This is a genomic window from Chitinophaga ginsengisoli (assembly GCF_003014595.1).
In the GTDB taxonomy this organism is placed as follows: domain Bacteria; phylum Bacteroidota; class Bacteroidia; order Chitinophagales; family Chitinophagaceae; genus Chitinophaga; species Chitinophaga ginsengisoli.
Map to the genome: position 1 here is coordinate 254504 of NZ_PYGK01000003.1, position 15834 is coordinate 270337.

General features: G+C 45.7%; 12 protein-coding genes. 3 read left to right on the forward strand and 9 right to left on the reverse strand.

Annotation, left to right across the window (positions count from 1 at the left end):
- Positions 1–6 precede the first annotated feature (6 nt).
- Together CLV42_RS08900 and CLV42_RS08905 are read right to left on the reverse strand one after the other, a co-directional pair.
- A complete protein-coding gene (locus CLV42_RS08900; protein WP_106601557.1) occupies positions 7–819 on the reverse strand; it encodes a HesA/MoeB/ThiF family protein in 813 nt (270 codons plus the stop codon).
- 15 nt (positions 820–834) lie between these two features.
- The gene (locus tag CLV42_RS08905) at positions 835–2202 is read right to left on the reverse strand and encodes a sensor histidine kinase (RefSeq protein ID WP_106601558.1); all 1368 of its coding nucleotides are present in this window, start codon (positions 2200–2202) and stop codon (positions 835–837) included.
- 575 nt (positions 2203–2777) lie between these two features.
- Between CLV42_RS08905 and CLV42_RS08910 the strand changes: the two genes are divergently transcribed.
- Positions 2778–3332 carry a YqgE/AlgH family protein gene (locus tag CLV42_RS08910; RefSeq protein ID WP_106601559.1) on the forward strand — a complete coding sequence of 185 codons (555 nt, stop codon included), beginning with the start codon at positions 2778–2780 and terminating at the stop codon, positions 3330–3332.
- Positions 3333–4035: 703 nt separating this feature from the next.
- Here CLV42_RS08910 and atpC read toward each other — a convergent pair.
- Together atpC and atpD are read right to left on the reverse strand one after the other, a co-directional pair.
- Positions 4036–4287 carry an ATP synthase F1 subunit epsilon gene (gene atpC, locus CLV42_RS08915; protein WP_106601560.1) on the reverse strand — a complete coding sequence of 84 codons (252 nt, stop codon included), beginning with the start codon at positions 4285–4287 and terminating at the stop codon, positions 4036–4038.
- Positions 4288–4311: 24 nt separating this feature from the next.
- A complete protein-coding gene (atpD, locus tag CLV42_RS08920; RefSeq protein ID WP_106601561.1) occupies positions 4312–5814 on the reverse strand; it encodes a F0F1 ATP synthase subunit beta in 1503 nt (500 codons plus the stop codon).
- Between the two features lie 630 nt (positions 5815–6444).
- Between atpD and CLV42_RS08925 the strand changes: the two genes are divergently transcribed.
- Positions 6445–7812, forward strand: a complete 1368-nt coding sequence (locus CLV42_RS08925; protein ID WP_106601562.1) for a DUF6600 domain-containing protein — start codon at positions 6445–6447, stop codon at positions 7810–7812.
- On the opposite strand, the gene CLV42_RS08930 is transcribed toward CLV42_RS08925, so the two are convergent.
- From CLV42_RS08930 to CLV42_RS08950, 5 genes are all read right to left on the reverse strand, one after another.
- Complete coding sequence (locus CLV42_RS08930) at positions 7813–8337, reverse strand: GNAT family N-acetyltransferase (RefSeq protein WP_106601563.1); 525 nt, start codon at positions 8335–8337, stop codon at positions 7813–7815.
- A gap of 791 nt (positions 8338–9128) precedes the next feature.
- Positions 9129–9731 (reverse strand): hypothetical protein, encoded by a 603-nt coding sequence (locus CLV42_RS08935; RefSeq protein ID WP_106601564.1) that lies wholly within the window; start codon positions 9729–9731, stop codon positions 9129–9131.
- A gap of 36 nt (positions 9732–9767) precedes the next feature.
- Positions 9768–11243, reverse strand: coding sequence for a TolC family protein (locus CLV42_RS08940; RefSeq protein WP_106601565.1), 1476 nt, complete (start codon positions 11241–11243; stop codon positions 9768–9770).
- Positions 11236–12585 carry an ABC transporter permease gene (locus CLV42_RS08945; protein WP_106601566.1) on the reverse strand — a complete coding sequence of 450 codons (1350 nt, stop codon included), beginning with the start codon at positions 12583–12585 and terminating at the stop codon, positions 11236–11238. The genes CLV42_RS08940 and CLV42_RS08945 overlap by 8 nt, the downstream gene beginning before the upstream one ends.
- A gap of 4 nt (positions 12586–12589) precedes the next feature.
- Positions 12590–13840, reverse strand: coding sequence for an efflux RND transporter periplasmic adaptor subunit (locus CLV42_RS08950; protein ID WP_106601567.1), 1251 nt, complete (start codon positions 13838–13840; stop codon positions 12590–12592).
- 204 nt (positions 13841–14044) lie between these two features.
- Between CLV42_RS08950 and CLV42_RS08955 the strand changes: the two genes are divergently transcribed.
- A complete protein-coding gene (locus CLV42_RS08955) occupies positions 14045–15205 on the forward strand; it encodes a hypothetical protein (protein WP_106601568.1) in 1161 nt (386 codons plus the stop codon).
- Positions 15206–15834 lie beyond the last annotated feature (629 nt).

Sequence of the window (15834 nt, forward strand, 5' to 3'; positions counted from 1 at the left end):
TGCTATTTAATCTTCAATATCGGGAACGATCTCCATGCCATAATCATCCGCAGTCAATACACCTTTGGCCCTTGTATCTGCCAGTATAGTGGCGTTGGGAGCAAGCGTACTTACTTCATAGGTGTTGTGCAGGAAGTTCATACTATAGAACTTATTGGCCAGGCCATCAGGCACACCGGCGATAAATTTCAACACTTCATTTACCATCATCATACCGGTAGCGCCATGAGTTACACCGATAGCACCGGCATCGAAATTACGGTGATCATCTATCAGTTCCAGGGCGCAACGATAAGACGCCGCCGCATCTCCGCTAACAGGAGCAATATTAAAACCGGCCCACCAGGATACCCAGTTATGCACTTCACCGATCACAAAAGGTTTGCCTTCTGATATACATGCATCATTGATCACAAGATGCGTTGCTGTGTGCTGTGAACAATCAATAACAAGGTCCATGCCCTGCAGCAGTTGTTTTATATTGTCAGGTTTTACCTGTAACAGTAACGGATAATGTTTTGAAAAAGGATTGCTGGCCCACAGGCGACTGGCGGCCATCTTCGCTTTATGTTTACGTATATCCTGCATCTGGTAAAGTGGCTGCCTGTGCATATCTTCATCATTGATCACACCGTAATCGGCAATACCGATCACGCCCACACCACTGGCACTCAGATACTGGATCACTGGCGATCCCAGTCCGCCGGCCCCGACTACGAGTATACGTGTTTCCTTCAGCTTTTCCTGCATTGCCACGCCCATGCCGGGAACAGCAATAGAATGCCTGAAATGTGCTAATTCCTTTTCAAGTAATGCCATAGCTACATCAATATTTTAATCCTGTGGAAATTCAATTGTAAACTTGCTACCCTTTCCTACTGCACTTTCTACCTTGATCTTACCCTTATGGGCATCTACGATAGCTTTCACATAACTTAATCCCAATCCAAATCCTTTTACATTATGCACATTACCTGTATGTGCACGATAGAACTTTTCAAAGATACGGGAAATCGTATCACGGCTCATACCGATACCATTGTCAGCAATGGTAATAACAAGGCTTTTACGCGTGTTATATGTGGAGATAATTACTTCCAGATGTTCTTTAGAGTACTTGATAGCGTTATCGAGCAGGTTGAATATAACGTTGGAGAAATGCACATCATCTGCTTTGATGATAGGATTGATAGCATCGAGGCGCAGTTCTACCTGTCCCTGTTTGGAAGCCAGCTGTAGTTGCAGGTTCTCTACTGTATGTGTGATCACTTCATGCACGTCCATGACCTGCAGTTTTAAAGCGATCTCATTTTTCTCCAGCAAGGCAGATTGCAGAATACTTTCTACCTGCTTATTCATACGTTTATTCTCTTCCTTGATGATACCGGAGAAGTAGCGGATCTTCTCTTTATTGTCCATGACCTTTTCATTGCCGATCGCATCGATGGCAAGCGAGATAGTTGCTAATGGCGTCTTCAGCTCATGTGTCATGTTATTGATGAAGTCAGATTTGATCTCGGAGATCTTCTTCTGGTTCAGCATGGTGCGGATAGTGAGGATAAACGCTGTAAAGATAACTGCCGTGAACAAAAGGCCTCCGGCCATCATTCTGCCAAGAGATAATAACAGCAGCAGATCATTTTTCGGTTGTACTACTAACAGTGTTTCTGTTTCACCGGTAGCATATTCAAAGCTATTCAACAGCGGAATGTACTGGAACAGATAATCCATACTATCTCTTCCGGCGCGCTCCACCATTTGGGTAAAGCCTGTCGATTGCATCTTTACACCGTTACTGTTACCGAAGTGACCCTTACCGAGGATAGCAAATTCAAAGGTGGTATCCAGGTGTTCATTGCGAAGTCCGGTAGCGATCAGTTTCTGCACTTCATCGACCGTAAAGCGGTCGCTGACATGGACGTTCAGGTCGATGGTGGTAGTGATTTCGTACTTATCAATAGCCAGTCCTTTATCGGCGGGTCTGATATTCGATCCATCTACTTTAAAACGCATGGGCGGTGCTTTACGTGCCAGCATTTGCTCACGCACATTGTTCATTACGCCAACAGCTTTCTGTTCCATCTGCTCCCGGCGCACAATAGATGCGTTATATATCCAATTCACCTGTATCCAGATGATCCCCAATAATGACAGGGTAATTAACACCACAATAATGGGAAATACTTTCTTCAATGGTACCATGCTACTTCAATAGTAAGGCGCACAAGATACTCACAAACAGCGAGGGTACCAGCACCGTATTTGTTAAAAATGATTAATTGCTATAGCAACGTTAATACAAAATTAATCCGTCTAAACCTTTAACAGTATTCACTTTAACAATAAACCATCACTTTAACGTAATTTTAACTGGGAAATAATACTTGTTATTCCCTAATCTTCTGTACATTTGCTTTATCAAACTGGTACTAAATTTGATGTATCAGTTATACAAACTAGCAATTTTAAATTTCTACATACATCGACATGGATTCGTTTCCATAAGCGATTTAGATTTTGGTTGATAAAATGGTAAGGAGGCTTTCTAGCCTCCTTTTATGTTTACCAAAGGTTGCACCATTTATTCCCGGGGTTGCACCCCGGGCTACAAACAAGGAAGCTCCTAACGGAGCTTATTTAAGCGAGTTTCCTGCAGGTATTTAAGTTTTTCTATGTCCCTGAAATAATACATGATTCTGGCAAGTAAATCTGGAATAAATACTATTATACTTGCTTTCAATTAGTTAAATTTGGTTAGTGATAAAATTGTTTGTGTTATGGTTTCTTTATCGCCTGGCATATTGCTGATAGCTGACCCTTTCCTAAAAGATCAGAACTTCGCCCGTACCGTAGTGTTACTGTGTGAACATCAGGAAGACAAAGGCAGTTTTGGCTTTGTGATCAACAAAGTATTTGACCAGCATTTAAACGACCTTGTACCGGAGGTACTCATAAATGATATCAAGATCTACTACGGAGGGCCGGTACAGATAGATACCATTCATTTCATACATCAGCAGCCGGAGCTGATCAGAGGGGGCTTTGAGATCAGGCAGGGTGTATACTGGGGCGGAGAGTTTGATCAGGTGGTATCATTGATCAACAGCGGTCGCTTAGACCTCAACAAGATCAAATTCTTTATTGGTTACTCAGGGTGGAGTGGCGGACAGCTTGAAAATGAGCTTAATGAGAAGGCATGGATCCTGTCAGAGGGTAATGTACCGCTTGTATTTGAAGAAAAGGAACAGAATATATGGCCGCAGGCATTGAAGAACCTGGGCAGCAACTTTGCCATCATGGCCAATTTCCCGATAGATCCCCTGTTAAATTAATGACGTATATGCCCATCCGTATACCGGGAAGCCAGCTGTAATACCATTTGTGGAAAAAAAATTTATAAAAATTATTATATGCCTACACTTTGAAGCCCAATGATTAACGTCGTTGGGAACATTACCATCGTGTCCACCCCCTGTTTCGCACGAGGATATTTAAAAAAAATCAAATATCTTGCTATGGCAAAAAAGTAATGTAGTCAGAGCATTCTATTGTTTGTAAACCTGCTATAGGACACCGAAGGGAAGGAATATAATATATACCGAAACGAATATAATACCTATGAAGGACAAACCAGATCACGTTTACACCTTCCTGGATTTATAATAAAAAACTGAACAATTTGACATAAGTAATTGAAACCCTTTTTTTAATGGGTTACAGACTATGTTTTAAACGGTTTAAGCAATAAAATCATTCAAGAAACATAAGACATTCATTTTCATAGGAACAGGCCCTAGTGCCGCTGCAGGACTCGTTTTCTGCGCAGCCTGGACCTGATTTGTGCAACGCCCTGGCCAGTAATCCTACTGCGCTCTTTTAACAGGGTTATTTATTAATTAGATTGGAATAGTTAGGACAAAAAGAAAGGCCGGGTAATCCTACCCGGCCTATTTCTTTCTGATCAGTGATCAGGAATTATCATCAAATATACTTTGTGTTAATTCCTGATCTTTTTGTGTCTGATCTTCAAACTATTTATTTCACTTCTGCACCTTCTACGAGCACAGTCGCTTTATTTCTGTATACTTCTACAAAACCTCCTTCTATGTTATAGAATTCGCTCTGTGACTTATCTTTCAGCACCTTCATCCTGCCTTTACCCAGGGCAGCGATCAGCGGAGCGTGCTTATCCAGCACTTCAAAGAGACCGTCGATACCTGGCAGCTGTACACCATACACTTCGCCGGAATACAGTTTTCTTTCAGGTGTTAATACTTCTAATAACATATTAAAAGTTAAGGGTGAAAAATATTAGTTCTTAGCTGCTTCCAGCAGTTTCTTACCTTTCTCGATAGCTGCATCGATGTTACCTACCAGGTTGAATGCTGCTTCAGGATACTCATCTACTTCACCGTCCATGATCATGTTGAAACCACGGATTGTTTCTTCGATCGGTACCAGTACACCTTTCAGACCAGTGAACTGTTCTGCTACGTGGAAAGGCTGAGACAGGAAACGCTGTACACGACGTGCACGGGATACTGTCAGTTTATCTTCATCACTCAATTCATCCATACCAAGGATCGCGATGATGTCCTGCAGTTCTTTATAACGCTGAAGGATCATTTTCACTCTCTGTGCACAGTTGTAGTGAGCTTCACCTACGATAGACGGAGAAAGGATACGGGAAGTTGATTCCAGCGGGCTCACTGCAGGATAGATACCTAAGTCAGAGATCTTACGATCCAGTACGGTAGTAGCATCCAGGTGGGCGAAGGTTGTAGCCGGAGCAGGGTCAGTCAAGTCATCCGCAGGTACATAAACGGCCTGTACGGAAGTGATGGAACCATTCTTGGTAGAAGTGATACGCTCCTGCATCAGACCCATTTCAGTTGCCAGTGTAGGCTGATAACCCACCGCAGAAGGCATACGACCTAACAGCGCGGATACTTCAGAACCTGCCTGGGTGAAACGGAAGATGTTGTCTACGAAGAACAGGATATCTTTACCACCACCTGCAGTACCATCTCCATCACGGAAATATTCTGCCATTGTCAGACCAGATAAAGCCACACGAGCACGTGCTCCCGGTGGTTCGTTCATCTGACCGAATATGAAGGTAGCCTGTGACTTCTTCAGTTCTTCCTTGTCTACTGAGGCAAGATCCCATCCGCCATGTTCCATGGACTCCAGGAATTTCGCACCATATTTAACGATACCTGCTTCGATCATTTCACGCATCAGGTCATTACCTTCACGTGTACGCTCACCCACACCAGCGAATACGGACAAACCTTCGTAACCTTTCGCGATGTTGTTGATGAGTTCCTGGATCAGTACGGTTTTACCCACACCAGCACCACCAAACAGACCAATCTTACCACCTTTTGCATAAGGCTCGATCAGGTCGATCACTTTAATACCGGTGAACAGTACTTCTGTATCTGTAGCCAGATCTTCGAATTTAGGCGGCTTACGGTGAATAGGATAACCATTGCTGCTGTCAACATCACCCAAGCCATCAATAGCCTCACCTACCACGTTGAACAAGCGACCTTTGATGCCATCGCCCACTGGCATTTTAATTGGAGTACCTTTGTCGGTAACAGCCATCCCCCTCACAAAACCGTCTGTAGAGTCCATCGCTACGCAACGAACGCTGTCTTCACCAAGATGCTGCTGAACTTCCAGCACTACCTTCTGACCATTTTCGCGGGTAATTTCCAGTGCGTTGTAGATTTCGGGCAACTTTCCATCAAAGTGGACGTCAACCACGGGACCGATAATTTGCTTGATCTTACCTGTGTTAGGCATATTTTTAAGAGGTTTATAAATGCTAAAAATGAGCGGTTTATTAAATTTGGCGCAAAGGTAATTGTTAATAGGGGAAATTCAAAAAATAGTAAAGCATCCCATGGACGATTGCCCATCGAACTTAATTATCAATTGTAAGTCAATTAGTTCTTAATGTATCAGGCGAAGAATGTAGTATGCAAGATAGCGCTTTTAACTTATACAAGTTCCCTCCTTCCGAATAGATAATCTTTTTTTATTATAAGCGATTACTGATATTAGAAATACTCGTCAACCGTTAGTACTCCTGCCTTTCAGACGATCATCCGACTAACACTTTTTTAACAGTTTCTGTGAATATTTTGCTAAAACGCATCTCTACCAAACTGATCAAACATACTCTGGCAAAGGATTTAAGGATTCAGGCACAGATATTGTTTTATTACAGTCAAGCTAAGTAATCTGACACCGTTCCATCAACTTAAAGAGATGCTCAGGCCAGCTTTCAGCCCATAACAATTGATCAACTGTTAATACCACGCATTCATTCACAATTAAAACTTATAGCCTTCGTGTAAGAACTAAATCGCTATACAATTCATGTTTTGGGACAAATTATAAGTTGCCACACCCTTTTTAAAACAATCAGATATGAAAAACATAAAACAATATATAACACTCTCTGTAATTGCTGTTTCGATGGCTGTGACAGGCACTTCATGTGCCACCACTATGCCACCACAGCAGGTACAGGTTTCTATATCAGGTTTCTATGATGCATTGAGTCCTTATGGCCGCTGGACTACCTATGGTAGTTACGGACAGGTATGGATTCCTAACGCCGGACCTGACTTCATGCCCTACTCCACTGCCGGACACTGGGTATATACCGACTATGGCTGGACATGGATGTCTGACTATGACTGGGGATGGGCTCCTTTCCACTATGGACGCTGGGCCTTTGATGATGCCTATGGTTGGATGTGGGTACCTGGTACGGAATGGGGACCGGCATGGGTAAGCTGGAGGAATAGCCCTGATTATTACGGCTGGGCGCCTATGGGCCCCGGTATGACAATAGGTGTAAACTTTAATATTCCGGTGGGATATTGGTCATTCGTACCTTGTCAGTACATTACCAGCCCTTATGTAAACAGGTATTATGTGGATAGAGGCAGACGTGTAAATGTTTACAACAATACGACTATCATCAACAATACGACTATCATCAACAACCGGACTTATTACCGTGGCCCTGCCACCCGTGATGTTGAACATTACACCCGTAGCGAGATCCGTCCGGTGCGTGTAGTGAGTGATAACCGACCTGGTCGTGCTACTGTAGATCGTGGTGAGGTAAGAATGTACCGTCCGCAGCCATCTGCGTTACGTCAGCCGGGCCGGTCAGGTGCATTTACCAATGGTCGTGACAATAATGACAGGAGTAACTTCGACAGGCCTAATACGCCCGGCAGAACAACACGTGTAGACAGGAATAATGATGGTCGTCCGGACAACTTCCCTGACCGGAACAATAGTCGCCCGGACTATAATCAGCCTGGCAGAACAATAGACAGGAACAATATTAACCGCCCGGATGTGCCTAACAACAACGCTCCCGGCAGGACCATTGAGAATCGTCCGATGCGGCCGGAATTTGACAGGCACGATGACAATCGTCCTTCAGCGCCTGTGACCAGGCCAATGCCTGCTCCGTCCAATCCGGACAACAATTACAATTCAAGGCCTGACCGTTTCAACAGACCTGAGTCCCGTCCGATGACGCCGACTCCGGCTCCGGCAAGACCTGCACAACCGCAGATGCCGCGTCCTCAGCCACAGGAACAACCGCGTCAGCCGATGCCTCAGCCTCGTCAGGAAATGCAACCACAGGCTCGTCCGCAGATGCAACCGCAGCCAAGGCCGCAAATGCAGCCGCAGCCAAGACCTTCAGCTCCTGAGCGTTCAGCAGCGCCAGCACCGTCACGTGGTGAGCGGGCTAACAGAGGCGGCTACTAATTACAAACAGCCATAAACCTCAAGATAGATTTCACTATTGATTTTTGTAAAGGCATGTTCCTCCAGGGGCATGCCTTTCTGCATTAACAGCATTGACAATGGGGTTCCTCCTGCCAGATAAGGCGGTTGCAGATAAGGGAATGGATATGCTTTAAAGCCCAGTCCTTCGTAAAACCTGATACGCCTGATGGCATCATCGGTATGCGGGGGCTCTACTTCCAGCACCATCCGTGGATGTTCCTGTTCTATCAGGCGCATTACACTGCTGCCGATTCCGCCACCACGTTGCTCGGGCGATATAGCAAAATGTTCTATAAATACGAAGTCTGTCAGTTCCCAGTAGAAAACAAAGCCTGCATAATTACCTTCATTTTCCAGCAAGGCCAGGCGTAAAGCGCCATTGTTCAGTAACAACTGCTGTGCAGCGAGATTGCGCCTTTCTTCGGGCGGGAATGCCTGTTCGTACAACGTCGCAACGTTAGCTGGGATGGTGATGGGTGATATGAGGTTTCGAATTGTCAACATTTTCTCAAAGGTAGGGGAAGTAATCCGGTACCGGGCTGACGCGGGTCAGGGTTCAGGGCGATTTTATGTCAGCCCCTGGGGTTACGAATCCATTTCGTCCCCACGGGGTTTCCCGCGCTACAAACAAAGAGCCCCCTACCGGGTGGCTGATGCAGCGGATGACGAGCTGGAGTTAAACACGCTTTATACACGCTTCATACACGACGCATACACGACGCATCCCGGACGCATACCAGAGGTATACCAGACGTATACCGGACGTATAGTTGGACTTGAACCGCCTGAAACAAGTTTTTCATGCCCACCTGACATGAGGTCGCTTACACCAGGCCTATGTTTGCTTGCTGCTTAATTCATTAGGTTTCAATTATTGTTGCGTTGGTGATACTGCTGCGATGCCAGTATGGGACTGTGGGCTGTACTCCTTGCGAGGACTAGCTATTGAGCTTATCAAACGTTTGGGCTTTGGAATATCTATTTAACCCCTGTCAAACGTTTAGGGCCTCGTCAAGGACTAAGGCCCGCAGTCTCCATCTGGCTCGCAGCTGCGTGAGGGCCTCTAATAACATTAATTGACAATCTTCCGATCAACAAATCTGGTCAACAAATCCGGTCAACAAACAGAATAACAGACAAGATGACAGAAAATTCCCAAAAAAGTAGCTGATTTTTCTAGCAGTTATCAGTTTATCACTTTAATCTGTTTATCGGACATTAGTTTATTAGTTTACCTGTTTATCAGATATTAGTTTATCTATCAGTTTATTACTGTGGCGCGTTATAACGGTTTATTACTGTGGTGTGCACAAATAAGGGTCGGGATTACCGGGAGGCGCCGGCTTATTTGCAGCCCAACAGAAGTTCATGGGCTGACTGGTAATACTGAGTAATTGTAAAGCCACCTTTTGGCCCTTCCTGCTGGAAGATGCCTGTACGGATTTCGTGCCCTTTGCCGGCACATCGTTGATCGTATATTCCTCTGTTTTGAAGACCTCGCCATTTCCTTTCATGTACTGCACGGACACTACTACATTATCCAGCGAATACTCTGACTGGTTCCGCACAATGATCTGCAGGTCTTTAATACCTCCCAGGAAGCCGGTACGGTAATCACTGGTGGTGACGGCAATGAACTGTTTCCAGTTACGGCGGTAATAGGTACGCCGCTCGACAAACGTTCCTTCAGAACGTACGCGTATTTCACTTCTGTTTGCTATCTGCTGTGCAGTCTGACTATTAACGTCCAGCGAGTGCCGCAGATCACGGTTTTCGTTGATCAGCCGCTCGTTCTCTGACAGCACCTGCTTTACGCGTTTCTGTTGCCTGGAGTAACTCATTACGAGGAAAATCACCAGGAAGATAATTATGACCGTATAACCTGCATGTCGCTTCATATCAAGCGAATAGAAAAAATAATGCCAAGTACGGACTCATCTTTCTGCGAACTCATATTTTATCTTCTGCGACTTCTCAAAGTCATACAGTGTGAGTAAGCGCACAGTGTAATAAGACGTCCAGAAAGAGCGCAGTGCGTTGATATGGTTCTGATTCGCCATATCTTTTTCCTGTTGGGCCAGGTTGAGGTCAGTAATGGATATTTTGCCTATGAAGTAACGCTGCTTGGTGATCTCATAACGTTGCCTGGCAATGGTATCTGCTTTGGCGGCACTTTCCAACAGTTTCTGCTGAATGTTGAATTGTTGTGTTTGCAGATAGATCTCCTGCTCGAAGCTGCGTTCCTGCTGTTGGATATCGATCTCTATCAGTTCCTGGTTCGCCTTAGCCTGTCGGACCCTATTACGTGCCTTTCCCCAGTCTACAATCGGGATGGAGATACCCACGCTCAATAATTGGTTTTGCTGCAAATTACCGCCTCCGTATGCGTTTTTAAGGCTAGTCCCCTGCCGGGCCTGTCCGAAGTTGGCTGAAAGGTTCAGCTGGTACCCGTTATTTCCCCTTGCCTCTGCTACCTCCTGTTCTGCCTGCAGTCGTTGCCGGCGGAAGGCGAGCACGGCCTGCCGGTTATCCTGTGCTTCCCGCTGGGCGACGTCAAGAGGGATCTGTAGTGAAGGTACTATATCGGGTAAGGCCACCTGCACGGTGCTGCCTTTGGGGAGTGAGAGGAATTGCGTTAGCTGGCGGTAGGCGATCTCTTTACTCAGCGTAGCCTGTTCCAGGTTATTGCGGGCATTTAGCAGGTTCAGTTCTATCTGCAAGAGTTCATTTTCTGCAATCTTTCCCAGTTCAAAACGTCCCTTGGAGATCCTGTATAAGGTATCGGTGTTGGCCACGTTCTGTTGCAGGATCATCTCCTGCTGTTGTGCCATCAATGCATCAAAGAAATATCCGGAGGCCTCCAGCCCTGTTTTTTCCAGTGCCTCTACGTATTGCTTTTTCGACTCTTCGTATAACAACGGCTGTATACGGGCATCCCAGCGATAGGGATTGTACAGCAGCATGGGCTGCGAATAGTTGACGGAGAAAGGCGTGGACAAATAACTGATCCCTGATGCAGGATCAAATACATCATTACGTTGCAGGTTGGTGGCAACTGACAGTTGTCCGCCGGTGAAGGGTACTACCTGCTGCGCTACGAGGCTCGCAAAAGTAAATGAGTAGGAGCTACGGTTGAAGGCATAGGTGCCATCTGGCTGGCGGATGCTTTCAATATTTCCCAGGAAGCTGCTGTTATTGCTTGCCTGTAAACCAAGCTGCGGACGGCGGCCTGCTATATAATATCTGAAGGCATACAGACTGTTCAGCGCACTGCTACGTGCTTTATAGTAAGAAGGGGATTGTTGCTGCGCCTGTTGTACAACGCCCTGTAAGGACAATGTTTGTTGGGCACTGGTAACAGTACAGGTGATTAGTCCGCAAAAGGTAAACAGAATAGGTATTTTAGTCATGTCGCAAACATTCAATCGGGTTCTTATGTGCCGCCTTACGGGCAGGTGAAATGCCAAAGATGAGTCCTACAGCAGATGCCAATACGAAGGACAGGAAGATGGAAATGCCTGAAACAATGGTGTGGATGTCTGCCAGTTTATCCACCAGGTAGGCGCCAGATACACCCAGTATTACACCGATCACACCACCGGTAAGACTGATCAGTACTGATTCAAACAGGAACTGCATCACGATGTCTTTCTTCTGTGCACCTAATGCCAGGCGGATGCCTATTTCACGGGTACGTTCCAGTACGGAAGCCAGCATGATGTTCATGATGCCGATACCTCCTACCAGGAGTGAAATACCAGCAATTGCACTGAGTACGATATTGAATACGTCTTTGGTCTTCTGTTGCTGTTTGAGTAGTTGTTCAGGAATGGTGATCTCAAAATCCAGCACATCATTATGCCTGCGTCTCAACATACGGCTGATGATCGTTGCTGATTCAGACAATGATTCAGCTGCGTGTACCTGTATGACCAGTTCATCCAGCTGGTGAAAGGTTTTGTTCTGCGGAGCTTCATTACTTCTTCCGAAGAACATCCCGTTATCACCTGCTCCCAGGTACAGAGAAGGATTCTTGTAGCGGATCAGCGATGTTTGAATAGGTATATAGATGTCCAGGTTATAATCCCTGATACCGAGGTTCTCTTTGGTTGCTTTGCTGATCGTTTTTTCTTCGGTTACACCGATGATCTTCAGCCATTGTGTTCCGCATTTGATCGTCTTTCCCAGTGGGTCTTCTGAGATGAAGAACTTACGCTTTACATCACTGCCAATGATACACACGCCTTCACCAGCTACACGCTGCCGTTCATTGAATATAGTACCTGTACCGATCTTAATGTTATTGATGTCAAAGAAGGCGGGTTCTACTCCGACCACTTTCAGTTTACTGCTTTTACTGCCGTAGATTATGTCTTGTTCCAGGATCATCTCCGGGCTGATAGCGGCCACTGTAGGGATAATACGGTGGATACTTTCCGCATCTGCCAGGCTTAGTCCTTTGGAAAAACGGTTCTTTGCAGCGGCTGTTTTAGCTGCTGATTTATCGTCTGAATCCTTTTGCTGTTCTTCTTCTTTTTTCTCTTCCGCCTTGGGTTTGATCACAATGTTATTCACTCCTACAAGCTTCATCTGGTCAAGGATCTCAGCTTGTGCACCTCTACCGATAGCCAGCATGGCAATAACAGCTGCCACACCGAAAATGATGCCCAGCGCCGTGAGGAAAGAACGCAGCCTGTTTGCACCGAGAGAATCCAGGGCGATGTATAGGTTGTTGAAATTACGGTCCAGCATTACATTATTTTAATGTCGTTATTTTCATGTCTTTTGCTGATGCCGGTTCAGAGAGATACACAACATCTCCTTCCGTCAATCCTTTTTCAACGATCACTTCTTCATCATTGGATTTCCCCAGCACTACCTGGTGTTTGGAGATATTACCTGACTTACTTTTATACACATAACTGATCTTACCACTGGCGAAAACGGCTTCCAGCGGGATGATGAGCTTACCAGGCAATTCACTGATCAGTATATTGTTGGAGGTGGTCATTCCGGGTTTAAGAATGGAATCCACTTTATTGAGTTTGATATTTACTTCGAAAACCTTGGCTGTAGCGCCGGGGCGGGTTTCACCGATGTTAGCTACTGTCTTCACAATGCCTTCCATCTTCACTTCAGGAAAAGCATCCAGTCCCATCGTTACCTTCTGTGACTGATGTATTTTACTGATGTCTACTTCATTGATATATACTTTAGACAACATGGTAGAAAGATCTGGAAGCATGGCTACGCGTGGGTCCCAGGAGCGTACCACTGAACCGGTTTTCTTTTTACCACCGCTGGCCCAGTCATTGATATATACCAACAATCCATTCTTTGGCGCTTTGATCATAAAGCGGCTACGCAGTTCTTCAAGTCTTGTTATCTGCCGGCCGAATTCATCTGCTTCACGACGGGCCTGTACCATCTTCGTGGCAGCCTGTTGTTGTTTGATCTTGTAGTTGTCCTTCATCTGTACCAGGTCACGTTGTGCCTTTTCGAGGTCTATCTCTGCCTGCCGGATGGTAGCGGGAGGCTCGTACTTACTCAGTTCCAGGGCCAGTTTTTTCTGTTCCATCTGGAATTGAAGATTGGTCATCTGATCACGAGCCTCCCTTAAAGTAAGTGCTGTATCCAGTGCCGTTTGGGTGACTATTGAATTAGACTTCTCGAATGATAGCTGCGCGTCGCTGATGCGTTTATTCACCAACGTTGGGTCTAGTGTGGCAATGTAATCGCCTTCTTTTACATGGGAACCTTCTGCTACCATATCCTGTATCTTGATCTCATCATAGATCTGGTTGGCCTGCAGATCGGCAGGCGCAGAAACATATACGGTATTCTCCGCTTCCAGCTCTCCTGAGCTGTTTACGACATCACGGAAACTACCTTTACGTACTTTAGCGGTAATACTACTGTCGGCAGCTTTACCTGAAAACAGAAAATAACAGATCGCAATGATAGGAATAACGATAGCAGGCAGCAGCCACCTTCTTTTTTTTAGCATAAGTGGGTAAATGGATTATGAAAGGCCGGGACACTAAAAGGCTACAGACACGTTATAAAAGTAATTGTCCATTTGAAAAATAAATGTTAAAAGTACCTGCATCAGCAACCATTATCGACAGATGACGTAGTTGTGAGTACGATTTGCCATCCGCTATCGACTATCGACTTTAAACACTATTTTTGCACCTCAAATTCGCTCCCTATGGAACTGGTGATCGTCAATAATAAAAAGACAGAAAGGCAATTTCTTGATACACATGTGGTCCTGAACAAAAATATTCCTGAGTGGATCCGTCCCCTGGATAGAGATATCAGGCTGGTATTCGATCCCCAGAAGAATAAGGCCTTCAGACAGGGAGAATGTATCCGCTGGATACTCAAAGACAATAACGGTAAACTGATCGGGCGTATTGCCGCCTTTGTAAATAAAAAATACAGGACAAAAGGAGATACCCAACCGACAGGTGGTGTAGGGTTCTTTGATTGTATCAATGACCAGGCTGCCGCCAACCTGTTGTTTGACACCGCCCGCGACTGGCTGAAAGAAAGGGGTATGGGCGCCATGGACGGCCCTATTAATTTCGGGGAACGTGACCGCTGGTGGGGATTGCTGGTAGAAGGATTTTATGAGCCGCTTTATGGTATGAACTTCAATCCGCCGTATTATAAACAGCTAATGGAAACATATGGCTTCCAGCCATTCTTCGACCAGATCTGTTACTCCATGGGCGTAGATACACAGTTGCAGGAGAAATTCTTCTCACGGCATGCTGCCCTCGCAAAAGATCCTGCCTATCGTGCAGAATATATCAATAAAAAGAACCTGGAGAAATATGCAGGCGACTTCACCACCATCTACAACAAGGCCTGGGCCAGGCATGAAGGCGGTAAGGACATCACCAAACAACAGGCGCTGAACATCTTCAAACAGATGGCGCCCGCTATGGATGAAAAGATCGTCTGGTTTGCCTATCACAATAACGAACCTGTTGCCTGCTGGCTGAACCTGCCGGAACTGAACCAGTTCTTTAAACATATGAACGGGAAGTTCGGCCTGTTTCAGAAACTACAGTTCCTGTACATGAAGCTGATGAAAAAGTGTAAGAAATTCACAGGGATTGTATTTGGGGTTGTACCTGAGTTCCAGGGTAAGGGAGTAGATGCGTTTATGATCGTAGAAGGGGCTAAGGTAATACAGGGTACGCTTTCCTACAGGCAGTATGAGCTGCAATGGATAGGTGATTTTAATCCTAAGATGCTGAATATTGCCGAGAGCCTGGGTACGAAGCCCAGCCGTAAGCTGGTTACTTATCGTTATCTTTTTGACAGGACGAAGGAGTTTCACAGGCATCCGGTTTTGTGATGCATATGCCCGGGATTTGCATATGCATTTCCAGGGTTGCCCCCTAATACAAACACGTTTCCCCGGGGGGCACCCACGACAATATATTATCCCGGGGTTGTATCCCGCGTTTCCCGGGGTTCCACCCCGCGCTACAAACAAGGGGACTCCTAACGGAGTCCTATTATGTTTTGTTAATGGCGTTATGTTTCCCGGGGTTGCACCCCCGCGTTTCCCGGGGTTCCACCCCGCGCTACAAACAAGGGGACTCCTAACGGAGTCCTATTATGTTTTGTTAATGGCGCTATGTTTCCCGGGGTTGCACCCCGCGCTACAAACAAGGGGACTCCTAACGGAGTCCTATTATGTTTTGTTAATGGCATTATGTTTCCCGGGATTGTACCCCGCGCTACAAACAATGGGACTCCTAACGGAGTCCTATTATGTTTTGTTAATGGCGTTATGTTTCCCGGGGTTCCACCCCCGCGCTACAAACAAGGGGACTCCTAACGGAGTCCTATTATGTTTTGTTAATGGCGTTATGTTTTCCCGGGGTTCCACCCCGCGCTACAAACAATGGGACTCCTAACGGAGTCCTATTATGTTTTGTTAATGGCGTTATGTTTCCCCGGGGTTGTATCCCGCGCTAC